This window comes from Streptomyces sp. NPDC024632, assembly GCF_055559175.1.
Map to the genome: position 1 here is coordinate 73,570 of NZ_JBVHLD010000006.1, position 26,689 is coordinate 100,258.

The 26,689-nt window shown below is 71.2% G+C and carries 25 protein-coding genes; 19 read left to right on the plus strand and 6 right to left on the minus strand.

Features of this window, described 5'->3' with window-relative positions:
• Positions 1 to 2: 2 nt before the first annotated feature.
• Both resB and ccsB read left to right on the plus strand, forming a co-directional pair.
• Positions 3 to 1,925, plus strand: a complete 1,923-nt coding sequence (gene resB / locus ACZ37P_RS14135) for a cytochrome c biogenesis protein ResB (RefSeq protein WP_467346619.1) — start codon at positions 3 to 5, stop codon at positions 1,923 to 1,925.
• Entirely contained in the window at positions 1,922 to 3,043 is a 1,122-nt protein-coding gene (ccsB, locus tag ACZ37P_RS14140; RefSeq protein ID WP_391163514.1) for a c-type cytochrome biogenesis protein CcsB, read from the plus strand. Before resB ends, ccsB begins: the two co-directional genes overlap by 4 nt.
• Positions 3,044 to 3,062: 19 nt before the next feature.
• On the opposite strand, the gene ACZ37P_RS14145 is transcribed toward ccsB, so the two are convergent.
• A complete protein-coding gene (locus tag ACZ37P_RS14145; protein WP_355340526.1) occupies positions 3,063 to 3,506 on the minus strand; it encodes a PLD nuclease N-terminal domain-containing protein in 444 nt (147 codons plus the stop codon).
• An 87-nt stretch (positions 3,507 to 3,593) separates the two neighbouring features.
• Here ACZ37P_RS14145 and ACZ37P_RS14150 point away from each other — a divergent pair, with 87 nt between their 5' ends.
• Both ACZ37P_RS14150 and mqnP read left to right on the plus strand, forming a co-directional pair.
• A complete protein-coding gene (locus ACZ37P_RS14150) occupies positions 3,594 to 5,045 on the plus strand; it encodes a menaquinone biosynthesis decarboxylase (protein WP_355340524.1) in 1,452 nt (483 codons plus the stop codon).
• A 14-nt stretch (positions 5,046 to 5,059) separates the two neighbouring features.
• Positions 5,060 to 5,977: a menaquinone biosynthesis prenyltransferase MqnP gene (gene mqnP, locus ACZ37P_RS14155; RefSeq protein WP_391163555.1), complete on the plus strand. Its 918-nt coding sequence runs from the start codon at positions 5,060 to 5,062 to the stop codon at positions 5,975 to 5,977.
• 117 nt (positions 5,978 to 6,094) lie between these two features.
• Here mqnP and ACZ37P_RS14160 read toward each other — a convergent pair whose 3' ends face one another.
• A complete protein-coding gene (locus tag ACZ37P_RS14160) occupies positions 6,095 to 7,180 on the minus strand; it encodes a hypothetical protein (RefSeq protein WP_401723237.1) in 1,086 nt (361 codons plus the stop codon).
• A gap of 248 nt (positions 7,181 to 7,428) precedes the next feature.
• On the minus strand, positions 7,429 to 7,962 hold the full coding sequence (locus ACZ37P_RS14165; RefSeq protein WP_355340731.1) for a rhomboid family intramembrane serine protease: 534 nt from the start codon (positions 7,960 to 7,962) through the stop codon (positions 7,429 to 7,431).
• Positions 7,963 to 8,176: 214 nt separating this feature from the next.
• On the opposite strand from ACZ37P_RS14165, the gene ACZ37P_RS14170 reads away from it, so the two are divergent.
• The 6 genes from ACZ37P_RS14170 (at position 8,177) to ACZ37P_RS14195 (ending at position 12,413) form a co-directional block, all read left to right on the plus strand.
• Complete coding sequence (locus ACZ37P_RS14170; protein WP_467346622.1) at positions 8,177 to 8,866, plus strand: UbiX family flavin prenyltransferase; 690 nt, start codon at positions 8,177 to 8,179, stop codon at positions 8,864 to 8,866.
• Positions 8,867 to 9,017: 151 nt separating this feature from the next.
• Positions 9,018 to 9,473 carry an Lrp/AsnC family transcriptional regulator gene (locus ACZ37P_RS14175; RefSeq protein ID WP_188281655.1) on the plus strand — a complete coding sequence of 152 codons (456 nt, stop codon included), beginning with the start codon at positions 9,018 to 9,020 and terminating at the stop codon, positions 9,471 to 9,473.
• A 68-nt stretch (positions 9,474 to 9,541) separates the two neighbouring features.
• On the plus strand, positions 9,542 to 10,705 hold the full coding sequence (gene mqnE / locus ACZ37P_RS14180; protein ID WP_355340515.1) for an aminofutalosine synthase MqnE: 1,164 nt from the start codon (positions 9,542 to 9,544) through the stop codon (positions 10,703 to 10,705).
• 44 nt (positions 10,706 to 10,749) lie between these two features.
• A complete protein-coding gene (locus ACZ37P_RS14185) occupies positions 10,750 to 11,271 on the plus strand; it encodes a GNAT family N-acetyltransferase (protein WP_355340512.1) in 522 nt (173 codons plus the stop codon).
• 88 nt (positions 11,272 to 11,359) lie between these two features.
• The gene (locus tag ACZ37P_RS14190; RefSeq protein ID WP_355340509.1) at positions 11,360 to 11,686 is read left to right on the plus strand and encodes a DUF4229 domain-containing protein; all 327 of its coding nucleotides are present in this window, start codon (positions 11,360 to 11,362) and stop codon (positions 11,684 to 11,686) included.
• 127 nt (positions 11,687 to 11,813) lie between these two features.
• A complete protein-coding gene (locus ACZ37P_RS14195; RefSeq protein WP_355340728.1) occupies positions 11,814 to 12,413 on the plus strand; it encodes a TetR/AcrR family transcriptional regulator in 600 nt (199 codons plus the stop codon).
• Positions 12,414 to 12,471: 58 nt separating this feature from the next.
• On the opposite strand, the gene ACZ37P_RS14200 is transcribed toward ACZ37P_RS14195, so the two are convergent.
• Positions 12,472 to 13,290, minus strand: a complete 819-nt coding sequence (locus tag ACZ37P_RS14200; RefSeq protein ID WP_355340506.1) for a MaoC family dehydratase — start codon at positions 13,288 to 13,290, stop codon at positions 12,472 to 12,474.
• Positions 13,291 to 13,301: 11 nt separating this feature from the next.
• On the minus strand, positions 13,302 to 14,576 hold the full coding sequence (locus ACZ37P_RS14205) for a 3-oxoacyl-ACP reductase (protein WP_355340503.1): 1,275 nt from the start codon (positions 14,574 to 14,576) through the stop codon (positions 13,302 to 13,304).
• A gap of 207 nt (positions 14,577 to 14,783) precedes the next feature.
• Here ACZ37P_RS14205 and ACZ37P_RS14210 point away from each other — a divergent pair, with 207 nt between their 5' ends.
• Together ACZ37P_RS14210 and ACZ37P_RS14215 are read left to right on the plus strand one after the other, a co-directional pair.
• On the plus strand, positions 14,784 to 16,064 hold the full coding sequence (locus ACZ37P_RS14210; RefSeq protein ID WP_467346625.1) for an acetyl-CoA C-acetyltransferase: 1,281 nt from the start codon (positions 14,784 to 14,786) through the stop codon (positions 16,062 to 16,064).
• A gap of 95 nt (positions 16,065 to 16,159) precedes the next feature.
• Entirely contained in the window at positions 16,160 to 18,070 is a 1,911-nt protein-coding gene (locus tag ACZ37P_RS14215) for an AMP-dependent synthetase/ligase (RefSeq protein ID WP_467346627.1), read from the plus strand.
• A gap of 94 nt (positions 18,071 to 18,164) precedes the next feature.
• Here the strand turns inward: ACZ37P_RS14215 and ACZ37P_RS14220 are convergent, their stop codons facing one another.
• Positions 18,165 to 18,368, minus strand: a complete 204-nt coding sequence (locus tag ACZ37P_RS14220; protein WP_330793863.1) for a cold-shock protein — start codon at positions 18,366 to 18,368, stop codon at positions 18,165 to 18,167.
• A gap of 409 nt (positions 18,369 to 18,777) precedes the next feature.
• Between ACZ37P_RS14220 and ACZ37P_RS14225 the strand changes: the two genes are divergently transcribed.
• The 7 genes from ACZ37P_RS14225 to ACZ37P_RS14255 all read left to right on the plus strand — a co-directional run bounded on the left by ACZ37P_RS14225 (position 18,778) and on the right by ACZ37P_RS14255 (position 26,502).
• Complete coding sequence (locus tag ACZ37P_RS14225) at positions 18,778 to 19,629, plus strand: menaquinone biosynthetic enzyme MqnA/MqnD family protein (RefSeq protein ID WP_355340492.1); 852 nt, start codon at positions 18,778 to 18,780, stop codon at positions 19,627 to 19,629.
• A 104-nt stretch (positions 19,630 to 19,733) separates the two neighbouring features.
• Positions 19,734 to 24,335: an RHS repeat-associated core domain-containing protein gene (locus ACZ37P_RS14230; RefSeq protein WP_467346631.1), complete on the plus strand. Its 4,602-nt coding sequence runs from the start codon at positions 19,734 to 19,736 to the stop codon at positions 24,333 to 24,335.
• A gap of 10 nt (positions 24,336 to 24,345) precedes the next feature.
• Complete coding sequence (locus ACZ37P_RS14235) at positions 24,346 to 24,660, plus strand: hypothetical protein (protein WP_355340486.1); 315 nt, start codon at positions 24,346 to 24,348, stop codon at positions 24,658 to 24,660.
• Positions 24,661 to 24,673: 13 nt separating this feature from the next.
• The gene (locus tag ACZ37P_RS14240) at positions 24,674 to 25,081 is read left to right on the plus strand and encodes a hypothetical protein (RefSeq protein WP_355340483.1); all 408 of its coding nucleotides are present in this window, start codon (positions 24,674 to 24,676) and stop codon (positions 25,079 to 25,081) included.
• 18 nt (positions 25,082 to 25,099) lie between these two features.
• Positions 25,100 to 25,414: a hypothetical protein gene (locus ACZ37P_RS14245; RefSeq protein ID WP_355340480.1), complete on the plus strand. Its 315-nt coding sequence runs from the start codon at positions 25,100 to 25,102 to the stop codon at positions 25,412 to 25,414.
• A gap of 53 nt (positions 25,415 to 25,467) precedes the next feature.
• Complete coding sequence (locus tag ACZ37P_RS14250; protein ID WP_467346843.1) at positions 25,468 to 26,121, plus strand: hypothetical protein; 654 nt, start codon at positions 25,468 to 25,470, stop codon at positions 26,119 to 26,121.
• Between the two features lie 84 nt (positions 26,122 to 26,205).
• A complete protein-coding gene (locus tag ACZ37P_RS14255) occupies positions 26,206 to 26,502 on the plus strand; it encodes a WXG100 family type VII secretion target (protein WP_188281644.1) in 297 nt (98 codons plus the stop codon).
• Positions 26,503 to 26,689 lie beyond the last annotated feature (187 nt).

Sequence of the window (26,689 nt, forward strand, 5' to 3'; positions counted from 1 at the left end):
CCATGAGCGTCACGGAGAAAACCGAGCGCGAGCCGCGCGAGGGCAACGACAAGGGCACGGGCGGCGAAGCGCCCCAGGAGCGCGACGGGCTGGGCGCCGCGGGCGCGCAGCTCAGCACCCAGCCCGTCGACACCCTGCGCAGCGCGCCCGCGATCGGCACCCTCGCCCTGCTGCGCTGGATGTGGCGGCAGCTCACCTCGATGCGGATCGCCCTGGTCCTGCTCTTCCTGCTGTCGCTGGCCGCCATCCCCGGCTCGCTGATCCCGCAGCACTCCGACGCGCTCAAGGTCGAGGCGTTCAAGAAGACCCACCCCGGCATCAGCCCGCTGTACGACCGGCTCGGGATGTTCCACGTCTACAGCTCGCCGTGGTTCGCGGCGATCTACATCCTGCTGTTCGTCTCCCTCGCGGGCTGCATCGTCCCGCGCACCTGGCAGTTCGTCGGCCAGCTCCGGGCCAGGCCGCCGGCCGCGCCGCGCCACCTCACGCGGCTGCCCGCGTACTCGACCTGGCGCACCGACGCCGGGCCCGAGCAGGTGCTGCACGCCGCGCACCAGGCGCTGCGCGGACGCCGGTTCCGTACCGCGCTGAGCGACGGCACCGGCAAGGACGCCAAGGGCGGCGGCGGTTCGGTCGCCGCGGAGAAGGGCTACCTGCGCGAGACCGGCAATCTGCTCTTCCACATCGCGCTCTTCGGCCTGCTGATCTCCTTCGCCGTCACCTCGCTGAACAAGGCCGAGGGCGGCAAGCTGATCGTCGAGGGCGACGGCTTCACCAACAACCTCACGCAGTACGACGACTTCTCGCCGTCCACCCTCTACACCGCGGACGACCTCAAGCCGTTCGGCTTCAAGCTCGACAGCTTCGACTCCGCGTACGAGACCAGCGGCCCCGACATCGGCAGCCCGCGGGTGTTCAAGGCCAACATCCACTACTGGGACGGCGCCGACGGCAAGCCCGTCAAGGGCACGATCGACACCAACCACCCGCTGAGCATCGGCGGCGAGAAGGTCTATCTGATCGGCCACGGCTACGCGCCGATCGTCACCGTCAAGGACGCCAAGGGCAATGTGGCCTTCCGGGGCCCGGTGCCGTTCCTGCCGCAGGACAGCAACATCACGTCCACCGGCACGATCAAGGTGCCCGACGCGGTCGGCAAGGACGGCAAGCCGCAGCAGCTCGCCTTCACCGGCTACTTCACGCCGACCGGTGACGCGGGCCAGGGCCCGCGCTCGTTCTTCCCCGGCCTGGAGAGCCCGCTGCTGTTCCTCAACGCCTACCACGGCGACCTCGGCATCGACGGGGGCGTCTCCAAGAACGTCTACCAGCTCGACACGACGAAGATGAAGCAGTTCAAGCTGGAGACCTCGACTCCCGGCATCAACGCCGTCGCGCTCAAGCCCGGCGAGGCCATCACCCTGCCGGACGGCGCGGGCAGCCTCACCTTCACCGGGGTCAAGACCTGGGCCAGTTTCCAGGTCTCCCACCAGTCGGGCAACGAGACCGCGCTGATCAGCGGTGTCGCCGCGATCCTCGGCCTGATGGGCTCGCTCTTCATCCAGCGCCGCAGGATCTGGGTGCGCGCCGTGCCCGGCCCCGACGGCACCACCGTGGTCGAGATGGGCGGCCTCGGCCGCAGCGAGTCGGTGCGGATCGCCGAGGAGATCGGCGACATCGCGCTCCAGCTCCAGCCGGAGGCCCCGGCCCTCCCGGACGAGGACGAGGACGAGGACCCGGTCGGGAATTCCGCCGGGAACGCCGAGACGGCCGGGAACGCCGAGACGGCCGGGAAGGCCGAGAACGCCGACAACGCAGCGAACGCTGAGAACACGGTCGAGAGCCCCGGCGAGGGCACCGGCCAACCGGACAATCCGGTCCCCGTAGAGTCAACCCCCCGGACAGACGACGAAGGAGCCCGCGCGTGAATATCGCGTCCGCGGTCAACGAGAACTTCGCGAACTACAGCAACTACCTGATCCGCTCGGCGATGTTCGTGTACGCGCTGGCCTTCCTCGCGCACCTCGCGGAGTGGGTCTTCGGCAGCCGCAGCAAGGTCGCCGTGCAGTCCGCGGCCCTCGCCGCGGAGACGCGCGAGGCCGAGGCGGCCAAGGCGGCGGCCCCCGCGGTCACCGTCAAGGTCGCCCAGCGCGGCGGCGCCACCACCACCCTGGAGCGCCCGCGCCCGAACATCGTCCCCAAGGTCATCACCCGCGCCTCCGCCAGCGACCGCGGCATCGCCGACGGCCCCGGCGCCGCGGGCGAGGACGAGAAGGGCGACCTCTACGGGCGGATCGCGGTGGCCTTCACCGCCCTCGCCTGGCTGCTGCACTTCGGCGGCGTCCTCTTCCGCGCCATCTCCGTACAGCGCCCCCCGTGGGGCAACATGTACGAGTTCTCCACCACCTTCGGCATGGTCGCCGTCGGCGCGTACCTGCTGCTGCTCGTGCTGAAGAAGAACGTCCGCTGGATCGGTCTGTTCCTCACCACGACGGTCCTGCTCGACCTGGGCCTGGCCCTGTCGGTGCTCTACACCTCCAGCGACCAGCTCGTGCCCGCGCTGCACTCGTACTGGCTGTGGATCCACGTGTCGTGCGCGATCATCTCCGGCGCGATCTTCTACCTCGCCGCGGTCGGCACGCTGCTCTACCTGTTCCGCGACCGCTACGAGACGGCGCTGGCCGCCAACCGCACGCAGAACAGCCGGTGGGCCGACGTCATGTCCCGGCTGCCCGCGGCGGCGAGCCTCGACAAGTTCGCGTACCGCATGAACGCGCTGGTCTTCCCGCTGTGGACGTTCACCATCATCGCGGGCGCGATCTGGGCGCAGGCCGCCTGGGGCCGCTACTGGGGCTGGGACCCGAAGGAGACCTGGGCGTTCATCACCTGGGTCGCGTACGCCTGCTACCTGCACGCCCGCGCCACCGCCGGGTGGAAGGGCCGCAAGGCCGCGTATCTGGCGCTGATCGCCTTCGCGTGCTTCCTGTTCAACTACTACGGCGTGAACATCTTCGTCACCGGCAAGCACTCGTACGCCGGGGTCTGATCCCCCGGGGCCGGATTCCTCACCGGTCGCCCGCGGGGTCCTCCTGGTCGCCCTCGGACGGGGCCGCGCCGCCGTCCTTGCCTTCCCTGTTCTGCTTGTTCAGTTCGCTGAGCGAGCGCAGGAACTCCGGATTGTCGTCCGGGGCGACCCACACCTGGCGGGTACGCGGCCGCGGCTCGTCGACCTCGCGCGGGTCCTCGTGCCGCCCGCGGGTCCCTTCGTGGTCCCGGTGCCACTCCGAGGGCGTGGCGCCCTCGGAGGTGCGCACCCGGACCGGGCCGCGCCGCCGGCCGATCAGCAGCCAGGCCACCGGTCCGATCAGCACCTCGCCGAAGAACAGGATGATCAGCACCCACACCAGCTTCGGCAGCCCGCGCACCTCCCGCTCGGGAGTGCCGAGGCAGTCCACGAAGGCGTAGATCCACAGCGCGATCACCATCAGGTACGGCAGGTACTTCAGCACAGAGGCCCCCCACGGAACATTGCTCAGGACGCCCAGCCTAACGAGGCGGCGCGTCCGACGCCGGAGCGGGATGGAAGACTGGGGCCCATGGCTTACGACGATCTCCGCTCGTTCCTGCGGGCCCTGGAGAAGGACGGCGACCTCCGGCGGATCAAGGCCGAGGTCGACCCGTATCTGGAGGTCGGCGAGATCACCGACCGGGTCAACAAGGCGGGCGGCCCCGCGCTGCTCTTCGAGAACGTCCGCGGCTCGGTCGCCCCGCTGGCGATGAACGTGTACGGCACCGACCGGCGGCTGCTCAAGGCGCTCGGCCTGAGCGCGTACTCCGACATTAGCGACAAGATCGCCGGGCTGCTCAAGCCGGAACTGCCGCAGGGCTTCGTCGGGATGCGGGAGGCGTTCGGCAAGCTCGCCGGGATGACGCACGTGCCGCCGAAGAAGATCAAGGACGGGCCCGTACAGGAAGTCGTCCTCACCGGCGACGACGTCGACCTCGACGCGCTGCCCGCCCTGTTCACCTGGCCGCAGGACGGCGGCTCCTTCTTCAACCTCGGCCTGACGCACACCAAGGACCCCGAGTCCGGCGTCCGCAACCTCGGCCTCTACCGGCTCCAGCGGCACGACCGGCGCACCATCGGCATGCACTGGCAGATCCACAAGGACAGCCGCAACCACTACCAGGTCGCCCAGCGCCGCGGCGAACGCCTCCCGGTCGCCATCGCCTTCGGCTGCCCGCCCGCCGTCACGTACGCCTCCACCGCGCCGCTCCCCGGCGACATCGACGAGTACCTGTTCGCGGGCTTCGTGCAGAACAAGCGGGTGGAGATGGTCGACTGCAAGACGGTGCCGCTCCAGGTGCCCGCGCACGCCGAGGTCGTGCTGGAGGGCTGGCTGGAGCCGGGGAAGACGCTGCCGGAGGGGCCGTTCGGCGACCACACCGGCTTCTACACCCCGCAGGAACCGTTCCCCGCGCTGACCGTCGACTGCGTCACGATGCGCAAGCGCCCGCTGTTCCAGTCCATCGTCGTCGGCCGCCCGCCGACCGAGGACGGACCGCTGGGCCGCGCCACCGAGCGGTTCTTCCTGCCGCTGCTGAAGGTCATCATTCCGGACATCGTGGACTACCACCTGCCGGAGGCGGGCGGCTTCCACAACTGCGCGATCGTCTCGATCGACAAGAAGTACCCGAAGCACGCGCAGAAGACGATGCACGCCGTGTGGGGCGCGCACATGATGTCCCTCACCAAGCTCGTGATCGTCGTGGACGCCGACTGTGACGTCCACGACCTGCACGAAGTCGCCTGGCGGGCGCTCGGCAACACCGACTACGCCCGTGACCTCACCGTCGTCGAGGGCCCGGTCGACCACCTCGACCACTCCTCGTACCAGCAGTTCTGGGGCGGCAAGGCGGGCATCGACGCGACCCGTAAGCTGCCGGAGGAGGGCTACACCCGCGACGGCGGCTGGCCGGAAATGGTGCTCTCCGACCCGGAGACCGCGGAACGGGTGACCAAGCGTTGGAAGGAGTACGGGCTGTGAGCGGCGAGGCGATCCTGGACGGAGGCAGCGCGAAGGCCGGGCCTCCCCGCGCGAGCGGCGGCGAACCGGTGCGGGCGTTCCTGCGGCTGGTGATGATCGAGCACTCGGTCTTCGCGCTGCCCTTCGCCTACACCGCGGCGCTGACCGCGATGTTCCTCGACGACGGCTCGGTGCACTGGCTGGAGCTGCTGCTGGTCACCGTCGCGATGGTGGGCCTGCGGACCTTCGCCATGGCGTGCAACCGGATCATCGACCGCGAGATCGACGCGCGCAATCCGCGGACCGCCGGGCGCGAACTGGTCACCGGCGCGGTCTCCGTACGGTCCGCGTGGACCGGCGCGCTGATCGCCGTCGCGGTCTTCCTCGGCGCCGCCGCGCTGCTCAACCCGCTGTGCCTGGCGCTCGCGCCGATCGCGGTGGTGCCGATGGTGGTCTACCCGTACGGGAAACGGTTCACCAACTTCCCGCACGCCATCCTGGGCGTCGCGCAGGCGATGGGCCCGATCGGCGCCTGGCTCGCGGTGACCGGCGCCTGGTCGTGGGACGCGGTGATCCTGGGGCTCGCGGTGGGTGTCTGGATCGGCGGCTTCGACCTGATCTTCGGCTGCCAGGACGTGGCGGCCGACCGCGCCGAGGGCGTGAAGTCCGTCCCCGCCCGCTTCGGCATCCCGGCCGCGCTGTACGGCGCGCGCGTCTGCCACGCCGTGACCACGGGCCTGCTGGTCTGGTACGGACTCGCCACCCACGCGGGCGTCTTCTGGTGGATCGGCCTGGCGGTCGTCGGCGCGGCGTTCCTCTACGAGCACGCGATCGTCCGGCCGCACGACCTGAGCCGCCTCAACCGGGCGTTCTTCCAGGTGAACGGTTTCATCGGAATCGCGCTCTTCGTGTGCGCGCTGCTCGACCTGAGCGTGCGCGGCCTCGGTCTGTAGAACCGCCGTCCTGGTGACCGGGCCGCGCACGCGAGGCGATGCGCGGGGCCGTAGGTCGTACGGCCCCGCGCCGGTGCTCACGGCTCGGGGCCCGTGCCTACGGCCCCGCGCGGGTGCCTACGACTCCAGGCCGGAGTCGTCCGCCGAGCTGTCGTCGTCGTGGCCGAAGGCGAACATGAACAGGCCCATCAGGTCCTGCGGGTTGAGGACCTTGGCGCCGGAGGGGGCGCCGACCGGGTCGGCGCCGCTGTTGACGTCGACCACCAGGGGCAGCTTGCCCTTGGCCTTGGTGTCGAACTGGGCGACGTCCAGGCTGATCCCGGCGAGCTTGCCGCCCTTGACGGCGACGTCCACGGCCACCGTCTTGTTCGGCACCTTCTCCAGGTCCGACGGCTTGAAGTCGGGGATCTGCTTGGTCAGCGAACCGAGGCTGCCTTCCAGCTCCTTGGCGACCTGCCGCGCGGGCACGGTGACCTCGACGTGGTCGGCGCCGTCGTGGTTGCCCAGCTCCTTGAACTTGGCGTTGTTCACCAGCGCCTTGCGCAGCGCGTCCACGACCTGCTGCTGCGTCTTGGCGTCCAGGCCCTTGCTGGTGTCGGGGAGCGCGCCGAGCGGCGAGTCGCCGTCCTTGGACATGGACTTGGCGAAGGACTCGAAGGACTTCAGGTCCAGGCTGATCCAGTCGCCCTTGAGGGCGGACTTCACCGAGGCGAGCGAGGCGGGCAGTTCGTCGGCCATGCCGAGGAATTCGTTGAGCTGCGCCGCGTCCTTGCTGGAGGAGCCGATCAGCGTCTCGAAGCCCTTGAGGTCCAGGCGCAGGTACACCTTGTCGTTCACGGCCCGGACGTCGACCAGGCTCTTCTTGCCGGAGCCGTCGGCGCCGAGCTGGAAGGCGAAGGAACTCTTGTCGCCGTCCTTGAGGTCCTTGAACGCCTTGTCGGCGCTGAGGGCGACCGCCACCCGCAGGTCGGCCAGCGTCTTGGCCGTCTCCTTGGTGAAGTCCTCCTCACCCTGGAGCGCGGTGTAGATCTGGTCCGCCGAGGCGTCGAAGCGCACCCCGAGGGTCAGCGACTTCTCGCCGTTGAGCTTCTCGAAAGCGTTCTTGACCTTCGTGTCCGGGCTGGAGGCCGCGGCCGTCCCGCAGGCTGCGGAACCGGCGGCGATCATGGCCACGACTCCGGCGGCGGCAAGGCCCTTGCGCATGGTGATGATGACGGACTCCTTGGACGTGACGGAAGAAAGTATGACTAGAAGGATAACTGTGCGGAGGCTGTGACTCGCGGGAGTTTCCGCCCGGCACAGGGCTGTTGGCGGGGGATCGGCGCACTTCAGCGCGTGATCACGGTCACGGGGTCGCGGGTGTCGCGGTGACCCGGTGTAGCGGTGACCCGGTGACGCGGACTGACGGCGTGACACCGTCCCGTCCCGACGCGGCCGTCGTGCCGCGGCCGTCACGCCGTGACGGCCACCGTCCGTTCGCGGAACAGGAACGCGGCCACCACGCCGCCGATCAGCCCGAACAGGTGCCCCTGCCAGGAGACTCCGCTCGCGGTCGGCAGCACCCCCCACAGGATCGAGCCGTAGACCGCGCCGACGACGACGCCGACCACGATGTCCAGCGCCCTGCGGTCCACGAAGCCGCGCACCAGCAGATAGCTGAACAGCCCGAAGACCAGCCCGGAGGCGCCCGCGGTGTTGGTGTGGGCCGGGGCTATCAGCCACACGCCGAGACCGCCGATCACGATGACGGTGAAGGCGACGGCCAGATAGCGGCCGATGCCGCGCAGCGCGGCGATGAAGCCCAGGACGAGCAGCGGCAGGCTGTTGGAGGCCACGTGCCCGAAGCCGAAGTGGATGAAGGCGGACGGGACGACGTCGATCAGCTCGGCCGGCTTGCGGGGCACGATGCCGAGCGAGTCGAGACGGTGCCCGGCGATCACGTCGACCGCCTCGATCACCCACAGCAGCCCGACCCAGCCCAGCATGAGGACGCCGGCGGCCGTCACCCGGCCGCCCGCGCGCAGCGGTGCGAGCAGCGAGTCGGCGCGCCCTCCCGTACCGGCTGATCGTCCCGCGGTCTGTCCGTACGTCACCGAAGCCCCCCTCAGGTCCAGTGCTCTCCCGTGTGCACAACGTCCGCGCACGCCTCCCGGGTTCCCGCTCGCGCGGGTCGATCGCGGGGTCGTTAGGGTCGACCGTATGGACGACACCGAGCGCAGGCCGTGGGTGGTGGGCGTGTCCGGGGCCTCCGGGACGCCGTACGCCGCGGCCGTGCTGCGCGCGCTGCTGTCGGCGGGCGAGGCGGTGGACCTGGTGGTCAGCCGGGCCGCCCGGCTGACGCTGCTGGACGAGACCGGCGAGCCGTTCAGGGACGCGCACTGGCGCGAGGACCTGGCCCGCTGGCTGGCCCGCGGCGCCGACGGCACCACCGACATCACCCGCGACACCGGCCTCGCGGACCTGTCGGCCGTACGGTACTGGCCCGCGGGCGACCTGGCGGCCGGTCCCTCCTCCGGCTCGTACCCGGCCAAGGGGATGCTGATCGTGCCCGCGAGCACCGCGTGCGTGGCCGGGGTGGCGCTCGGCCTGTCCAAGGACCTGCTCCAGCGCGCGGCGAGCGTCACGCTCAAGGAGCGCCGCCCGCTGGTGGTCGCCGTCCGCGAGACGCCGCTCGGCGGCCAGACGCTCCGTCACCTGGTGGCGCTGGACGACGCGGGCGCCGTGGTGCTCCCGGCCTCGCCCGCCTTCTACGCGGGCGCCACGCACATCCAGGACCTGGTGGACTTCGTGGCGGGGCGGGCGCTGGACGCGGCGGGGGTGCCGCACAAGCTGTACCGCCGCTGGCGCGGCGAGCTGGGCGGGGGCCTGAACGAGGGATCGGGCGGCTGAGCCGCGCGGCGCGCGATTCCTGCGGGCCGGATGGTCCGGACCTGGGTGATTCGGGCATCGGAAGAGCAGATGCGCAGGGCGCACACCCGTTGATGCCTTAGATTCTTGTCCGGACAGCGCAGTCGCGGCACGAACGGGAGGGTCCATTCTGATGGACGCGGTGGACAGGCAGCTCATTCAGGCGTTGCGCGAGAACGGCCGGGCGTCGTACGCGGAGCTGGGCCGACTCGTGGGTCTCTCCGGTCCGAGCGTCACCGACCGCATCAACCGCCTCGAACAGGCCGGGGTGATCACCGGCTACCGCGCCACCGTCGCGCCCACCGCGCTCGGCCTCGGCGTGACCGCGCTCGTCGGCCTCCAGTTGAGTGACGCCGCCGACCACGAAGAGGTCGCCACCCGGCTGCGCGACCTGGACGAGATCGAGGACTGCTGGTTCATCGCGGGCGACGACTCGTACATGCTCAAGGTCAGGGTCGGCGACGTCGACGGCCTGGAGCGCACCATCCGGCGGCTGTCCGGCACCAAGGGCGTGGCCAGGACGCGTACCACGATCGTGCTGTCCACCAAGTGGGAGAACCGCGTCGGGGCGCTTCCCGAAGAGGCGTGAACGGGGGTGCCTCCCGGCCGATGGCCGGGGGAGTAGCCTCGGTGAGGTCGACTTGGTAGGAGGAGCAGATGGACGCTGGGCTCAAGCGCGAGCTGGAGGAGAAGGTCTACGCCGGTGAGCGGCTGACCCGCGAGGACGGCATCGCGCTCTACGCGTCCGACGACCTCGCGTGGCTGGGCGGCCTCGCCCACCACGTGCGCACGCGGAAGAACGGTGACGTCGTCCACTTCAACGTCAACCGGCACCTCAACATGACGAACGTGTGCACCGCGTCGTGCGCGTACTGCTCCTTCCAGCGCAAGCCGGGGGAGAAGGACGCGTACACGATGCGGATCGAGGAGGCGGTCAAGCTCGCCAAGGCGATGGAGGGCGACAACCTCACCGAGCTGCACATCGTCAACGGCCTGCACCCGTCGCTGCCGTGGCGCTACTACCCGCGCTCGCTGAAGGCGCTCAAGGAAGCCCTGCCGCAGGTGTCGCTCAAGGCGTTCACCGCCACGGAGATCCACCACTTCGAGACGATCTCCGGCATGTCGGCCTCCGACATCCTGGACGAGCTCATCGAGGCGGGCCTGGAGTCGCTGACCGGCGGCGGCGCCGAGATCTTCGACTGGGAGATCAGGCAGCACATCGTGGACCACCGCACCCACTGGGAGGACTGGTCCCGGATCCACCGCCTGGCGCACTCCAAGGGCCTCAAGACCCCCTCGACGATGCTCTACGGCCACATCGAGGAGCCGAAGCACCGCGTCGACCACGTCCTGCGGCTGCGTGAACTCCAGGACGAGACCGGTGGCTTCCAGGTCTTCATCCCGCTGCGCTACCAGCACGACTTCGTGGACATGAAGGACGGCAAGGTCCGCAACACCCTCCAGGCCCGTACGACGATGGCCTCCGGCGCGGAAGCGCTCAAGACCTTCGCGGTCTCCCGGCTGCTCTTCGACAACGTGCCGCACGTCAAGGTCTTCTGGGTCATGCACGGCCTGTCCACCGCGCAGCTCGCCCTCAACCACGGCGCGGACGACATGGACGGCTCGGTCGTCGAGTACAAGATCACGCACGACGCCGACGACTACGGCACGCCCAACAAGCTCACGCGGGACGACATCCTGGACCTCATCCGCGACGCGGGTTTCCGGCCGGTCGAGCGGAACACCCGCTACGAGATCATCCGGGAGTACCCGGGCCCCGACGAGTCGCGCCGGGAGTCGCCGCAGCCGATGCGGGTGTGACGCCGGTGACAGCGCTCCGCATTAGTAATGGGTAAGCTGCCCTTATGGGTCTTACCTGTGAGCTCGATCCGCTCATTGACGACGAACTGACCGACGGCATCCTCGCCCTGTGGACCGATGTGTCCAACGCGGGGGGTGCCGTCGGTTTCGTGCCTCCCGTCACCCCGGACGACGTCCGTCCCGACATGGACCGGTCGCTGGCCGCCGTCCGCTCCGGCGAACGCCGCCTGCTCGTCGGCCGCGACGAGGACGGGCGCGTGGCCGCCACCGCCTTCCTCGCGTACAACAGCCACCGGCTCATGACGCACTGGATCTGGCTCTACACGCTCATGGTCCACCCCTCCCACCAGGGCCGCGGCCACGGCCGTACGCTCATGGCCGCCGTCGAGGAAGCGGCCCGCGGCTTCCACGGCATCGAGGCCGTCCGCCTCACCTGCCGCGGCGGCACCGGCGTCGACCTCTTCTACGCCGCCTGCGGCTACAAGGAGGTCGGCCGCATTCCGGCCGCCATCCGGGTCGCCCCCGGTGACGACCGCGACGACATCGTGATGCTCCTGACGCTGTGACGTCGGCGCGACGCTCCGAGGGGCGGGCGGTGCTCCGGGTCGCACACCCTCTTCCTCCGGCGCGGAGGCGGCGTGCTTCACTGAAGGCATGTTCCGTTACACCGCACTGCGCTTCGGCCTCATGGTCGCCTCCTTCGGCGTCATCTGGGGGCTGGTCCGGCTGCATGTCCTGCCAGCGGGGCTGGGGGACTCGAACTACCTGTGGGTGGTCCTGCTCGCGCTGATCGTGTCGGCGCCCCTGAGCTGGGTGCTCCTGCGCGGAGCCCGCGAGCAGGCGGCCCGTCAGGTGTCCGACCGGGTGGAGCGCACGCGGCTGAACCTCGCCGCGAACATCACCATGGAGGACGAGGCGGACGACGCCGCGCGAGACTCCGCCCGCGAGACCGCGCGCGACGCCGAGCCGCACACCGCCTGACGCCTGCCCCTTAGGCTTGCCCCGGGGTGGCCCTCGGGGTGTCCCCCCGGGGGGAGTCGCAAGGGGAGAGGTGGGGCCGGTGGCTGTGCGGGGCAAGAGAGTGCCGCGAGCCGTACGCGAGCAGCAGATGCTGGACGCGGCGGTGGCGACCTTCGCGCGGCGCGGGTACCGCGCCGCGTCCATGGACGAGATCGCCGAGGCGGCCGGGGTCAGCAAGCCGCTCGTGTACCTCTACCTCAACTCCAAGGACGACCTCTTCACGGCCTGCATCCGCCGCGAGGCCGAGGCGCTGAAGGCGGCCGTGCGCGCCGCCGTGGAGCCCGGCGCCGCGGCCGACCGGCAGCTCTGGAGCGGGCTGCTCGGCTTCTTCGAGCACACCGAGGCCCATCCGGACGGCTGGACCGTGCTCTACAGCCAGGCCCGTACGGTCGGGGAGCCCTTCGCGGCCGAAGTGGCCGTGATGCGGGCGGAGATCGTCGCCTTCGTCACCGAGCTGATCGCTGCCGCGGCGCGGGACGGTGGGGCGTCCTGTGACGAGGCTCTTGCCGACCGGGAGGTCGCGGGTCTGGCGCACGCGCTGGTCGGCGCGGCCGAGTCGTTGGCGGGGTGGGGGGCGGCGCACCGGGGGGGCGCCTCGGGCAAGGAGTCCGCTGCCACGCTGATGAATTTCGCGTGGGCCGGGCTGTCCAACCTCATGGCTGGGCGGCGTTGGGTTCCCGGCCCGTAGGGCTCTGTCTTGCCCGCCCCGCACGGTTGGGCGGGCAAGACAAGACAAGACAACGAACCTACGGGCCGGAGACGACCCCGGTGAGATGGAGACGCCCGGGCGAGCGGACCTCGAAAGCTCCGGCGGCAGCCCCGTACGTGACAGTCCCAGGCAAGAGCACCGGAGCGTGAAAGACGGCCTCAAGCCCCCCCGCCTCCGGAACCTCGGCAGCACACCGCGCAACCGTCCACATGCCATGCGCGATAGCCCGCGGAAACCCCAGCATCCGCGCCGTCACCGGATAAAGGTGAATCGGGTTGTAGTCCCGCGACACCCTGGCATGCCGCCGCCCGAGATCGGCGGCCAACCGCCACTCGCCCACCACGGGCAACGGCGCCCGGTCGCCGCCCCCGCCCCCGCCGACACCCCCAGAAGCCGAACCGCCCCCCGCCCCGCCCCCATGCCGGGCCAGATACGTGCTGCGGTCCTCCCACACCACCTCCCCGTCCACCCGCGCCTCCGTCACCAGCTCCACCTCCGTACCCCGCCGGTGCCCGCGCAGCCCGGCCGCGTAGGCCGTGATGTCGGGCCGGTCGGCGGCGGTCAGCGGCGCGCGGGAGACCAGCGAGATCGAGGTGTGGACGAGGCCCAGCATCGGCAGCGGAAAGGCGCGGGAGGCCATGATCCGCGCGGCCAGCGGAAAGCCGAGGACGTGCGGGTACGTGAGCGGGAGCGGGCCCGCGCCGGAGGCGGGGAAGCCGCAGACCGAGGCGTAGGCGGCGAGCCGCGCCGGGTCGACGCGGACGGCAGGGGCGGTGAGCCGCACCGGCGGCACGGGGGCGGTCGCGGAGGGCCGTTTGCCGATGCCGGTCACCACGCCCCGGCCGAGGGTCAGCATGAGGGCCATGGTCAGGCCCCCAGCAGGGACTGCCCGCAGACGCGGACGACCTGCCCGGTGATCCCCCCGGAGGCCGCGGCCGAGAGCCAGGCGACGGTCTCGGCGACATCCACGGGGAGGCCGCCCTGGCCGAGGGAGTTCATCCGGCGGCCCGCCTCGCGGATGACGAGGGGAACGGCGGCGGTCATCCGCGTCTCGATGAAGCCGGGGGCGACGGCGTTGACGGTGATGCCGCGCTCGCGCACCTCGGGGACGGCGGCCAGGGCGCGGACGAAGCCGATGACGCCCGCCTTGGACGCGGCGTAGTTGGTCTGGCCCGCGTTGCCCGCGATGCCGCTGATGGAGGCGGTGGCCACGATCCGGCCGTGGGCGTTGAGGGCGCCGGACTTCAGCAGGTGGTCGGTGGTGCGCAGCACGCTGCCGAGGTTGACGTCCAGGACCGGGTCCCAGCGGTCGGCGGCCATGTTGGCGAGCTTGCGGTCACGGGTGATGCCCGCGTTGTGGACGAGTACGTCGAGGCCGTCGGGGGCCGCGGCGGCGATCCGTTCGCCCGCGTCCGGCGCCGTGATGTCCAGCGGCAGCGCGCTGCCGCCGAGCCGGGCGGCGACGGCGGCCAGCGCGTCCGCGGCCTGCGGCACGTCGAGGCAGACGACGTGCGCGCCGTCCCTGGCCAGCGTCGCGGCGACCTGTTCCCCGATGCCGCGGGCCGCGCCGGTGACGAGCGCGACGCGCGCGCCCTCGCGCGCGGCGGCCTGCGTCCCGGACACCGCCGGGCCGACCTCGATGACCTGCCCGCTGACGTACGCCGACTTCGGCGACAGCAGGAACCCCAGCGCGGCCTCGGCGTCGGCACCGGGCGCCAGTCGTACGAGCTGTACGGTCCTGCCCCGGCCGACCTCCTTGCCGAGGGAGCGGGTGAAGCCCTCGAGCGCCTGCTGGGCGGCGGCCTGGTGCGGGTCGGCGGGGTCGATACGCGCGCCGAGTACGACGATCCGACCGCAGGCGGCGAGCGACCGTACGAGCGGGTGCAGGGCGGCGTGCACGGCGCCGAGCCCGGCCGGTTCGGCGATCCCGGTGGCGTCGAGGACGACGGCGGCGTACGGAGCGGCGGACGCGGGAGCCGGAGCGGGTACGGCCTCGCCCGCCGTCAACCGCAGCACGGGACCGTCGAGTCGGGGGTGCTCGGCGGACCAGCGCAGCAGCGGGGTCGGCTGGGGCAGGCCGAGGCGGCGGGTGAGGAAGCGGCCGGGGGCCGTGCCGGTCAGACGAAGGTAGCGATCGGCCATTGGCCTTCTCCTTACTCTGGAGTAAGTTTACCGGCGGTAAGGCTACTGGTGAGTCACCGTTCCAGCAAAGAGTTCTGAGGTCCAGCACAGAGTTCTGAGGTCCAGCACAGAGTTCTGAGGTCCAGCACAGAGCCCTGGGTTCCGGCAAGGAGCCCGGGGCTTCGGCAAAGAGCCCCGAGCCGCCCTCGGGGAGCCCTGGGAGATCGCATGCAGACCCTCCGCCGTGTCGCCGTCGTCGCGGGCAACCGCGTCCCCTTCGCGCGCTCAGACGGCCCGTACGCCACCGCCTCCAACCAGGACATGCTCACGGCCGCACTCGACGGCCTCGCCGACCGCACCGGCCTGCGCGGCGAACGCGTCGGCGAGTTCGCGGCGGGCGCCGTCCTCAAGCACAGCCGCGACTTCAACCTCGCGCGCGAGACCGTGCTCGGCAGCGTCCTCGACCCGACGACCCCCGCGTACGACATCCAGCAGGCGTGCGGCACCGGCCTCCAGGCCGTCTTCGCGGTCGCGGCCAAGATCGCCCTCGGCGTCGTCGACTCCGGCATCGCGGGCGGCGCCGACACCACCAGCGACGCGCCGCTCGGCGTCAACGACGACCTGCGCCGCATCCTGCTCGCCGCCCGCCGCGCCAAGTCCGCCGGCGCCAGGGCCCGCGCGCTGACCGCCGTACGGCCCCGGCACCTCGCGCCCGACGTCCCGCGCAACGCCGAACCCCGCACCGGCCTGTCCATGGGCGAGCACGCCGCGCTCACCGCCGAGCGCTGGGGCATCACCCGCCAGGCGCAGGACGAACTGGCCGCCGCCAGCCACCGCAACCTCGCCGCCGCGTACGACCGCGGCTTCCTCGACCCGTACGTCACCCCGTACCGCGGCCTGGACCGCGACCAGAACCTCAGGCCCGACTCCACCGTCGAGAAACTGGCCGGGCTCCGCCCGGTGTACGGCGGCCCGGACGGCACCATGACCGCGGGCAACTCCACGCCCCTCACCGACGGCGCGGCCGTCGTCCTGCTCGCCACCGAGGAGTGGGCGCGCGAGCGCGGGTTCGAACCGCTCGCCTACCTCACCGCGTACGAGACCGCGGCCGTCGATTACGTCGGCGGCGAGGAGGGGCTGCTGATGGCCCCCGCCTACGCCGTGCCCCGCATGCTCGCCCGCGCCGGGCTCGGCCTCGCCGACTTCGACTTCTACGAGATCCACGAGGCGTTCGCCTCCCAGGTCCTCGCCACGCTCGCCGCCTGGGAGGACAAGGACTACTGCGCGGAGCGGCTCGGACTCGACGGCCCCCTCGGCGCGGTCGACCGCGCCCGCCTCAACGTCGCCGGGTCCTCCCTCGCCACCGGGCATCCCTTCGCCGCCACCGGCGCCCGGATCGTCGCCACCCTCGCCGGGCTCCTCGCGGAGCGCGGGGGGACGGGCCGCGGCCTCATCTCCGTCTGCGCCGCCGGCGGCCAGGGCGTGACGGCCGTCCTGGAGCGCCCCTGACCCGCGGTCCGCTGACGAAAGACGGTTCCGCCGGCACAGCGCCTTGCTCACCCCCCCCGGCAGGGGGAAACCCTCACCACGTCTGGAGCCGCAGCATGCCGACACGTACCAGCGGGGAACCCGAAACCCTCAAGGACGGCGACCGAGTCGTCCAGGCCGGGGTCCCGCCCCTCGTACCGCCGCCGCAGAAGGGAAGCCTGGCCGACATCCCGTTCACGAACGCGGCGGAGGCCCCGAACGACCCCGTGCTGAGCAGGAAGGACGTCCGGGCCCAGTGGCACGACGTCACGGCACGGGAGTTCAGGGACCAGGTGGTGGCCGTCGCGAAGGGCCTGATCGCGGCGGGGCTGAAGCCGGGCGACCGGCTGGCGATCATGGCGCGGACGACGTACGAGTGGACGCTGACGGACTTCGCGGCCTGGGCGGCGGGCCTGATCACGGTGCCGATCTACCCGACGTCGTCCGCGTCCCAGACGGCGTGGATCCTGGCGGACTCGGGCGCGGCGGCGTGCGTCGTGGAGAACGTGGAGCAAAGCCGCCTGGTGAGCGGGGAGCGGCGCGGGCTGCCGGACCTGCTGCATCTGTGGCAGCTCGACGCGGGCGGGCTGGCGCAGCTCACGGCGGAGGGCCGGACGCTGCCGGACGCGCTGGTGGAAGGGCGGCGGGCGACCCTGACGCCCGGGTCGGTGGCGACGCTGATCTACACCTCGGGCACCACCGGCCGCCCGAAGGGCTGCGTCCTGACGCACGGCAACTTCTTCGCCGAGGTCGACAACGCGATCGAACTGCTGCACCCGGTGTTCACCTCGGTGAGCGAGGAGCCCGCCTCGACGCTGCTGTTCCTGCCGCTCTCGCACGTCTTCGGGCGGATGGTCGCGATCGGCTGCCTGCGCGCCCGGGTACGCCTCGGGCACGCGCCGAGCATCGCGACCGAGGACCTGCTCGCCGACCTGGCCGGGTTCCGTCCGACGTTCCTGCTGGCGATCCCGTACGTCCTGGAGAAGGTCTACAACACCGGCCGCGCCACCGCGGAGAAGATCGGCCGGGCGGCGTCCTTCGACCGGGCCGCCGGGATCGCGCAGCGGTACGGCGAGGCCGTCGTCGCCCAGCAGGCCGGTGCGGGCGGCGGACCCTCGCTCGGACTGCGGCTGGCGCACGCGCTGTACGACCCGCTGGTCTACCGGCGGATACGCGCCGCGCTCGGCGGCAAGGTGCGGTACGCGATCTGCGGCGGATCACCGCTGGGCAAGCGGCTCGCCGCCTTCTACGCGGGCGCGGGCGTGATGGTCTTCGAGGGGTACGGCCTGACGGAGACGACCGCGGCGGCCACCGTGACCCCGCCGTTGCGCCCCCGGCTCGGCACGGTCGGCTGGCCGCTGCCCGGCACGGCGGTACGGATCGCGCCGGACGGCGAGGTGCTGCTGCGCGGCGGCCAGATCTTCGCCGGGTACTGGAACGCGCCCGGCGGCGTACCGGGGGCGGCCGTGGCAGCTCCCGGACAGGACTCCGGGGGCGGCTGGTTCCCGACCGGGGACATCGGGGCGCTGGACGAGGCCGGTTATCTGACGATCACCGGCCGGAAGAAGGAGATCCTCATCACGGCGGGCGGCAAGAACGTCGCCCCGGCGCCGCTGGAGGACCGGCTGCGGGCGCATCCGCTGGTCGGCCAGTGCATGGTCGTCGGCGACAACCGGTCCTTCGTGGCGGCGCTGCTGACCCTGGAGGCGGACGGCCTCGGGCACTGGCAGCGGATGCACCACAAGGAGGGGCTGCGGCCCGCCCAGCTCGTCGACGATCCGGAGCTGCTGGCGGAACTCCAGAAGGCGGTGGACGACGCGAACTCCTCGGTGTCACAAGCCGAGTCGATCCGGAAATTCCGGGTGCTTCCGGTGGAATTCACCGAAGAGGGCGGACATCTCACGCCGTCGATGAAGTTGAGGCGTTCAAAGGTGGCGCGGGACTTCGCGGAGGAGATCGAGGAGCTGTACCGGAAGCGGCCTCGCTGACCCGTAAAAGGCAGGGGCCCCGCACGGAAGTGCGGGGCCCCTTGGTACTGCAGGTTCGGGCGATGTGATCTCTACCCTTGAGCTAGTCCAAGGACTAGCTGGGGGTGACGTTCTCCGCCTGAGGACCCTTCGGGCCCTGCGTGACGTCGAAAGTCACCGGCTGGTTCTCCTCGAGGGAGCGGAAGCCGGAGGCGTTGATCGCGGAGTAGTGAACGAAGACATCCGGGCCGCCGCCGTCCTGGGCGATGAAGCCGAAGCCCTTTTCAGCGTTGAACCACTTCACGGTTCCGGTAGCCATAAAGCCCTCCTTGGGCCCAAAGGGTTGCCCTGCTCCAGAACCTGCAACTGCGAAGTCTGAAAACTACAAAAGCCTGCGGGTTACATGCTCCGCAGGCTCTGTACTGCAAGGGAAACCAAACTGCAACTTGCGATGAGCGTAGCACGCAGGGTCGAGGCCGGGGAAGGGTCTCAAGATCGGTCTTTTCGAGCCCGTGGAAGGGGTCGCGGAGGGGGTGCCGGGGGAGGGCCGAGGGCGGCCCGTACGGCGGTCCCACGGCGGTTCGCCGACCGTCTCGCGGCGCTCGGCGCGGGACGGTTCGCCGACCGCTTCGGGGCGGTCGGCGCGGGCGTCCCGCGACCGTCACCGCGAGGACACCCCGAAGCCCCCCGGCGCGGTACGGCCCCGACCCAGGAGTAGCGTCCGACAGGTGGACACTTCTGAGCGTGACGCCGAAAGCGGCCGGACCCGCCCCCGGGTCGGCCACATCCAGTTCCTCAACTGCGTCCCCCTCTACTGGGGCCTGGCCAGAACGGGCGCGCTGCTCGACCTGGAGCTGACCAAGGACACCCCGGAGAAGCTGAGCGCCCAGCTCGTCGAGGGCGACCTCGACATCGGCCCGGTCACCCTCATGGAGTACCTGAAGCACGCCGACCAGCTCGTCGCCCTCCCGGACATCGCGGTCGGCTGCGACGGCCCCGTCATGTCCTGCGTGATCGTCAGCCAGCTCCCGCTCGACCGCCTCGACGGCCAGCGCGTCGCCCTCGGCTCCACCAGCCGCACCTCGGTCCGCCTCGCCGAACTCCTGCTCACCGAGCGGTACGGCGTCACGCCCGACTACTACCGCTGCCCGCCCGACCTCTCGCTGATGATGCAGGAGGCCCAGGCCGCCGTCCTCATCGGCGACGCCGCCCTGCGCGCCTCCCTCCACGACGCGCCCCGCCTCGGCCTCGAGGTCCACGACCTCGGCCAGATGTGGAAGGACTGGACGGGACTGCCCTTCGTCTTCGCCATCTGGGCCGCCCGCCGCGACTACTTCACCGCCCGCCCCGACACTGTCCGCGACGTCCACCGCGCCTTCCTCGCCTCCCGCGACCTCTCCCTCGAAGAGGTCGAGAAGGTCGCGGAACAGGCCGCCCGCTGGGAGTCCTTCGACCAGGACCTGCTCCGCCGCTACTTCACCACCCTCGACTTCTCCCTCGGCCGCGACCAGCTCACCGGCATCGCCGAATTCGCCCGCCGCGTCGGCTTCCCGCCCAGCGCCAAGGTCGACCTCATCTGACCCCGCTCCCCGGGCCCCCGGGAACCGGCCCCCTTGCGCGCACCGTCCCAGTGGGCATGATGCGTTGAGTCGAGGTTGTCGTACGGGGGCGGGGGTGTCTGGCGATGGCTCGTCCGACGGATTGGGATGTGCTGGATCTGGACCGGGATCCGGTGCCGGGTGATCCGTTCGAGGTGAAGGAACTCGCGCGGAAGCTGGGGGATTTCGCTGATGATGTCGCCTCGGCGCTGCGGTCGGTGCGGGGTCTGAGCGGTGACACCGTCGTCCAGGAGTGGGCGGGGCTGTCGGGTGACGCGTACCGGCGGCAGTTCGGGGATCTGCCGGGTGAGCTGGACAAGCTGGAGCGGTCCTACCGCCTGGCGTCCGGGGCCCTGGACGACTACTGGCCGAAGCTGGAGACGGCGCAGGGGGACGCGGACCGGGCGCTGGCGCAGGGGCGCACCGCGCGGCAGGAGCTGGACACCGCGCAAAGCCAGTTGACGAATGCCGATGCGTGGGTGAAGCGGGCGCAGGACAAGTCGAAGTCCTACCAGGAGGACCCGAAGCCGGACGTGCCGCCGCCGTCGGCGGAGGAGGTGCGGGCTGCGGCCCGTAATGCCACGGACGCTAACAGCGCCCACACCACCGCCTCCACCGCCGTCCACAGTGCGCAGGCGAAGCTGGACGCGGCCAAGCAGCTGGCCGCCGACGCGGCCCAGCTCAGGGACGATGCCGCCTCGACGGCGCAGCACGCGCTGCATGAGGCGTCGGATGCGGGGATCAGGAACAAGCACTGGTGGGAGAAGGCGGTCGACTGGGTCGCGGACCACTGGGACGACATCATCGCGGTCTGCAAGGTGATCGTCGCGGTCCTGGGCATCGTCGTCCTGATCATCGGCGGCCCCCTGGCGTGGCTGGTCCTGGCCGCCGCCGTCCTGGTCCTGGCCGACACCGTCATGAAGTACCTACAAGGCAAAGCCAGTTTGTGGGACGTGCTGTTCGCGGCCCTGGACTGCATCCCGATGTTCAAGGGCCTCACCACCGCCGGCGGCCTGTTGAAGATGGCCCGCGAACTCCCGGCGCTGCTGAAGTCGGGTCGGGCGCTGGAGAACATCGCGAACAGCGTCCGCAAGGGCGTGACCGGTCTGCGGGAGATGGGCCGCGAGTTCCAGAAGCTCATCACGTGCGGCGACCCCGTGGACGTGGCCACCGGGCAAGTGGTCATGTCGGCAACGGACTTCAGGCTGCCGGGGATTCTGCCGGTCGTGGTGGAACGGCACCACCGGTCGACCTTCCGGGGCGGTCGCTGGCTCGGCCCGTCCTGGTCGTCGGTGCTCGACATGCGCCTGATCCTCGACGACGAGGGGGTGCGGTTCATCAAGGAGGACGGGACCGTCACCCATTACCCGGTCCCGCAGCCCGACACCGACGTTCTTCCGGTGGTGGGGCCGCTCTGGCCGCTGAGGTGGAACGGGGACCCGGCCGACGGGATGACCGTCCACCTGCCGGAGTCGGGGACCACGCACCACTTCTTCCCGCGCAAGGGAGCCGCGGAACTGCTGCTGCGCCGCACCGTGGACCGCAACGGGAACACCGTCGACGTCACCTACACACCGGGCGGTGTCCCGCTCACCGTGGAAAGCTCCGGCGGCTACCGGGTCGGCGTGGAGACACGGGACGGCCGGATCACGGCGATGCGGCTGCTGAGCGACACGCGCGAGCCGAGCCTGGTCACGTACGGGTACGACGACCGCGGCAATCTGAACCGGACGGTGGACGCCAACGGCGGCGCGTTCTCGCTGTATTACGACGACCAGCGCCGTGTCACCGGCTGGCGGGACGGCCGGGAGACCACGTACACCTACGAGTACGACGCCGGCGGGCGCTGCGTCCGCGCCCACGGCTCGGAGGGGATCCTCGACTACTCCTACGCGTACGCGCCGCAGGAGGGCCGGACGGTCGCCACCAACTCGCTGGGCGAAGCGACGGAATACCGTTTCAACGAGGCGTTCCAGCTGACCGGCATCACCGATCCGCTCGGCCACACCTCCTCCTTCGACTGGGACCCGGCGCCGGGTGCCGGGGAACGCCTGCTGAGCCGCACCGACGAACTCGGCCGGACCACCCGGTTCCGCTACGACGAGGCCGGGAACGTCACCCTCACCGCACGCCCCGACGGGGCCACCACCCAGGTCGAATACGGCGCGTTCGGCCGGCCGGTCCTGGTCACCCACGCCGACGGGTCGACGGCGCGCTTCACGTACGACGAGTTCGGGAACCAGGTGTCCGCCACCGACCCGCTGGGCGTGACGACGCGGTTCCGCTACGACGCGCGCGGGGCGCTCGAAGCCGTGATCGACGGGCTGGGCACGGTGCAGCAGACCGTCGTCAACGACGCGGCGGGACTTCCGCTGACCGTGACGGACGGGACCGGCGCGGTGACCGAGGTCGAACGGGACGCGTTCGGGCGGGTGACCCTCAGCCGCGACGCGACGGGCGCGGTCACGCGGTTGGCGTGGACGCCGGAGGGAGGGCTGGCCCGGCGGGTGACACCGGACGGCGCCGTGGACGAGTGGACGTACGACGTCGAGGGCAGCCTGGCGGAGCACCGGTCGGCGACCGGTGGCGTCACCCGGTACGAGAACACGCACTTCGACCTGTGCACGGCACGTACCGAACCCGACGGCTCCCGCTACGAGTTCATGTACGACTCCGAACTGCGGCTCACCTCCGTCGTCGATCCGGCTGGCGACCGGTGGAGTTACACCTACGACGCGGCCGGACGGCTGACGGCCGAGACGGACTTCGCCGGGCGGTCACTCACCTACCGCTACGACGAAGCGGGGCAGTTGACGGAGCGGGTCAACGGGGCGGGACAGTCCATCGCCTTCCGGCGCGATGTCCTGGGCAATGTCGTGGAGCAGACGGCGGACGCCGAACGTACCGAGTTCCAGTACGACGTGCTCGGCCGCATGACCCGGGCCGTCGGGCCCGCCGCGGACGTGTCCTTCGAACTCGACCCGGCTGGACGGGTCCTGGCCGAACGGGTCAACGGGCGCGAGCTCAGATCGTGGTTCGACGCGCTGGGCCGACGCACGCGGCGCCGTACGCCCGCGGGGGCGGTCAGCACCTGGACCTACGGCGCGGGGAACCGGCCGACGCGCCGGGAGGTCGGCGGTCAGACCGTGGACATCGGCTACGACGCCGCCGGTCGCGAGTCGGTCCGCCGGATCGGCGCGGACCTGACCCTGACCTGGGACTGGCGGGACGAGGCGCGGGCCACCGCGCTGAGCGTCACCCGCGGCGCCGACGGCCGGCCGACGACCCGGACGTACGAGCACACGATCGACGGTTATCTGGAAGGCGTGACGGACTTCGACGGCGCCGCGGTCCGGTTCGGGCTCGACAGCCGTCGACGGGTGACCGCCGTGACGGGGGCCGACTGGAGCGAGTCGTACGCGTACGACGCCCGCGGCGCTCTCGGCTCGTCCAGGGTCGGCGCGAGCCGGGACGACGAGGCGGCGCACACGTACGACGCCGGGCCCCGGGTCCGGTCGGTGGGGCGGAGCACCTTCGTCCACGACGCGCAGGGCCGGATCGTCCAGCGCGTGCGCAGGCTGCTGTCCGGCGGCCGGCGGACCTGGCACTACTCATGGGACGCGGCGGACCGGCTCACGGAACTGCGGACGCCGGACGGCGAGACCTGGCGGTACCGCTACGACCCGCTCGGCCGCCGGATCGCGAAGACGCGCGTGTCGGACGCCGGGGACGCCGACCGGCACACCGACTTCACCTGGGACGGCACCCGCCTGGCCGAGCGGACTTCCGACGGGACCAGCGTGACCTGGGACTACGGTGACGACGACGTCCCGATCGCCCAGACGGTCCGGACGACGGACTCCGAGCGGCCGGCCGGGAGCGCGGAGCTGTCGCCGGGGGAGGTCGACGAGCGCTTCCACGCCATCGTCACCGACCTCATCGGCACGCCGACCGAGATGGTCGATCTCTACGGTGTCGTGGTGTGGCGGCGGCCGGGTCCGGCCCTGTGGGGCGGCGGGGACGGCGGCCGTGACGACGCCGCGGACTGCCCGCTGCGCTTCCCCGGGCAGTACTACGACGCGGAGAGCGGGCTCCACTACAACTACGAGCGTTACTACGACCCCGAGACGGCCCGCTATCTCAGCCCGGACCCGCTGGGCCTGGACGCGGGTACCGACCCCTACGCCTACGTCCTCAATCCGCTGAACTGGTCCGACCCGCGCGGCCTCAAGGGCAAGTGCCTGGTCGACCTCTACCACGGCACCACGGGCGGCGGTCTGCGAGGCATCCTCGCCAACGGCGTGGACACCACGTTCAGCACCCGTGCGATGGACTTCGGCAAGGGCGGCTTCTATGTCACCAACGACCTCGAACAGGCGCAGAAGTGGTCGCGCATCCTGGCCGGGCGCTCCGGCGACGTCCCCGAAGTGGTGCACTTCAAGGTGCCCAAGAGTGAGCTGGAGGCCCTGAGAAGTAAGGTCTTCAACGGTACGAGCGACGAGCTGGCCAACTTCATCCGGCACAACCGTATGGGCGGGGCCATGCACGATTACGAACTGGTCGAAGGGCCCATGCTGTTGAACCTCAAGGCGTTCCGGAAGGGCGCGGCGGGGGTCTTCGACGGGCATCAGATCGCCGTCTTCGGCTCGAAGGCGGCCGATCTGTTCACCCGTTCACTGGTGCGCTGAGGGAGGCGCTGTGTCCGAGGACGAGTTCATCATGCCGACGTCTCCCGAGGCGCTGGAGTCCCTGCGGGACATCACCGACGAGCTGGTCGGCCTGTTCGGCCTGTCGCGCGCCGAGGCGGTGGCCCGCGTCAACCAGGCGTGGGGCGGGCAGGACCTGGCGACAGGCCCCGACCTCCTCGGCCACGAGGACCCCGAGCACTGGGCCTACGGCCTGTACTACGAGGGCGATGTGCCGTACTGGGAACCGGAAGCGGACCGCACCCACTGGCACGTCCGCCCCGCCCCGCCCCGCGACTCCCCGGCCTGGCCCCGCCATGCCGACTGACTCGCGGGTGGGCGTGCGGGGTCCCAGTGACCAGACGATGGCGGCCATGCGGCGGCTCGCCGCGCAGGTGCGGGACGAGTTGGAGCTGGCCGGGCTGCCGGTCGCGGCCGGGGGGCACCGGCTGGTGGCGCGGGGGGCGCAGGTGGAGATCGACGCGCTGGACGACGACGACCCCGGCGTCGTCGTGTCCTGGCGCCCGCACCCCAGCCTCGCCGTGGCCGCGGACCGGGCGGTCGCGGCGCGGGACGAGGCGGCGGGCACGATGCAGCGCTTCGGAGAGATCGAGCAGGCCATGAGCCCGGCGCTCGCGGCCGTGCTGACGTCGGCGGGCTTCGTCCTCGACCCCGAGGACGACCTGCTGCGGGTCACGGCCGCGCCGCCCGGCGGCGGAACAGTGGGATTGTTGGAGCGGACGACCTGACGTGGGGAGGGGGATCGGATGGGTGGGGCTCCGGATCGGCTCGCGGTCGATCTGACCGGACTTGAGGACTTCGCGCGGACGTTGGACTCCGTGCGGACGACCATGAACGGGACGCGGAAACTCTTCAACTCGTACGAGGCCAAGCTGGGCTCGGACAAGGTGTCGGGGGCGCTCGACAGCTTCGAGCACAATTGGAAGGACGGCCGCAAGGAGATCGACAGCCAGTTGGAGGGGCTGTCGAAGATGGCCGACACCGCGGTGCGCGAGATCAAGAAGGCGGACAAGGACCTCGCGGACCAACTCGCCAAGTCCGCCAAGGGAGACGGCAAGTGACGACCCCCGGCGCGGACGCCGACGACAGCGGACAGCCGCGGCCCGTACGGGTGATGCCCGTCGAGCGGGAGGGCTTCTCCCTCACGGTGCCCATGACGTGGTGGGAGTTCGACCTGCACCCGGCGACCCGCGACGAGAGCGTGCGCCGCACCATCGCGCAGCGCGTCAAGGAGAATCCGGCGCTGGCCGAACACCGCGACGTGCTGGCACGGTTCCTGCGCAAGGCGGCGCGGGACGCGTACGAGAGCGGCGCGGTGTACGTCGGCTGCATGGCGCAGAACTTCGGCGCGCTGCCGCTCACCGCGTCGGTGACGGTCTCGCTGATCGGCGCGCGGACGCCGGAGGGTGAACTGCTGGCGGCGGACCCGGCGTCGATCGTGGCCGGGCTGCGCACGCGGGAGGCGGCCAAGGACGGCGACCCGTGGCGCAAGGTGACCACCGTCGACATCCCGGAGACGGGCCTGGCGGCGCGGACGTACGGCATCGAGGACGTCACCGTGCCGGGCGACTCGCGGACGGTGCGGACCGTGCTGATGCAGACGTTCATCCCGCTGCCGGGGCACTCCGACAAGGTCGCGCTCGTGGCGGGCAGCAGCGCCGTACTCGACCTCGCGGACTCGTTCTTCGACATCTTCGACGCCGTCACGTCGACGTTTCGGTACCGGGAACCAGGGGCTGCACCCCTCACGTCCTCCCCTGTAAGTTGAGGCATCAGCAGACCATCAGACAAATCTGCGATCAGGAGCCACGGGGGTCGGCCCTGCGGCACGTTCGACGAGAGGTAAGCCGCTATGGCTAATGTCAACGTTACGTACCAGGACATGCGGGATGCGGCCACCAAGCTGCGCACCGGTCAGCACGAGATCACCGAGAAGCTGAACACGCTGCACAAGTTCGTTCAGGATCTCGTCAACGGCGGCTACGTCACGGACCGTTCCTCGAAGCAGTTCGACCAGTCCTACAGCGAGTTCAACACCGGTGCCACCAAGACCATCGAGGGTCTGGACGGCATGGGCAAGTTCCTGGAGAGCGCGGCCGACGCGTTCCAGCAGGCGGACGAGCAGCTCGCCAAGGGTCTGAACGGCTGACGGTCCCCCCGACCGTCCGGCACGACCCGCGAGACCCGGCGTGGGGGGGGGGGGGGGGGGGGGGGGGGGGGGGGGAGAAAGAAGGGGGGGGGGGGGGGGGGGGGGCCCGGGGGGGGGGGGGGGGGGGGTGGTGGGGGGCCGGGGGGGGGGGGGGGGGGGGGGGGGTGTCCCCGACCCCGCCAAAGCG

Coding starts and splice junctions, on each gene's coding strand:
- resB (WP_467346619.1), top strand. CDS start 3: ATGAGCGTCACGGAGAAAACCGAGCGCGAGCCGCGCGAGGGCAACGAC.
- ACZ37P_RS14150 (WP_355340524.1), top strand. CDS start 3,594: ATGGCTTACGACGATCTCCGCTCGTTCCTGCGGGCCCTGGAGAAGGAC.
- ACZ37P_RS14160 (WP_401723237.1), bottom strand. CDS start 7,180: ATGCGCAAGGGCCTTGCCGCCGCCGGAGTCGTGGCCATGATCGCCGCC.
- ACZ37P_RS14165 (WP_355340731.1), bottom strand. CDS start 7,962: ATGCTGGGCTGGGTCGGGCTGCTGTGGGTGATCGAGGCGGTCGACGTG.
- ACZ37P_RS14170 (WP_467346622.1), top strand. CDS start 8,177: ATGGACGACACCGAGCGCAGGCCGTGGGTGGTGGGCGTGTCCGGGGCC.
- ACZ37P_RS14175 (WP_188281655.1), top strand. CDS start 9,018: ATGGACGCGGTGGACAGGCAGCTCATTCAGGCGTTGCGCGAGAACGGC.
- mqnE (WP_355340515.1), top strand. CDS start 9,542: ATGGACGCTGGGCTCAAGCGCGAGCTGGAGGAGAAGGTCTACGCCGGT.
- ACZ37P_RS14185 (WP_355340512.1), top strand. CDS start 10,750: ATGGGTCTTACCTGTGAGCTCGATCCGCTCATTGACGACGAACTGACC.
- ACZ37P_RS14190 (WP_355340509.1), top strand. CDS start 11,360: ATGTTCCGTTACACCGCACTGCGCTTCGGCCTCATGGTCGCCTCCTTC.
- ACZ37P_RS14195 (WP_355340728.1), top strand. CDS start 11,814: ATGCTGGACGCGGCGGTGGCGACCTTCGCGCGGCGCGGGTACCGCGCC.
- ACZ37P_RS14200 (WP_355340506.1), bottom strand. CDS start 13,290: ATGCTGACCCTCGGCCGGGGCGTGGTGACCGGCATCGGCAAACGGCCC.
- ACZ37P_RS14205 (WP_355340503.1), bottom strand. CDS start 14,576: ATGGCCGATCGCTACCTTCGTCTGACCGGCACGGCCCCCGGCCGCTTC.
- ACZ37P_RS14210 (WP_467346625.1), top strand. CDS start 14,784: ATGCAGACCCTCCGCCGTGTCGCCGTCGTCGCGGGCAACCGCGTCCCC.
- ACZ37P_RS14215 (WP_467346627.1), top strand. CDS start 16,160: ATGCCGACACGTACCAGCGGGGAACCCGAAACCCTCAAGGACGGCGAC.
- ACZ37P_RS14220 (WP_330793863.1), bottom strand. CDS start 18,368: ATGGCTACCGGAACCGTGAAGTGGTTCAACGCTGAAAAGGGCTTCGGC.
- ACZ37P_RS14230 (WP_467346631.1), top strand. CDS start 19,734: ATGGCTCGTCCGACGGATTGGGATGTGCTGGATCTGGACCGGGATCCG.
- ACZ37P_RS14245 (WP_355340480.1), top strand. CDS start 25,100: ATGGGTGGGGCTCCGGATCGGCTCGCGGTCGATCTGACCGGACTTGAG.
- ACZ37P_RS14250 (WP_467346843.1), top strand. CDS start 25,468: ATGCCCGTCGAGCGGGAGGGCTTCTCCCTCACGGTGCCCATGACGTGG.
- ACZ37P_RS14255 (WP_188281644.1), top strand. CDS start 26,206: ATGGCTAATGTCAACGTTACGTACCAGGACATGCGGGATGCGGCCACC.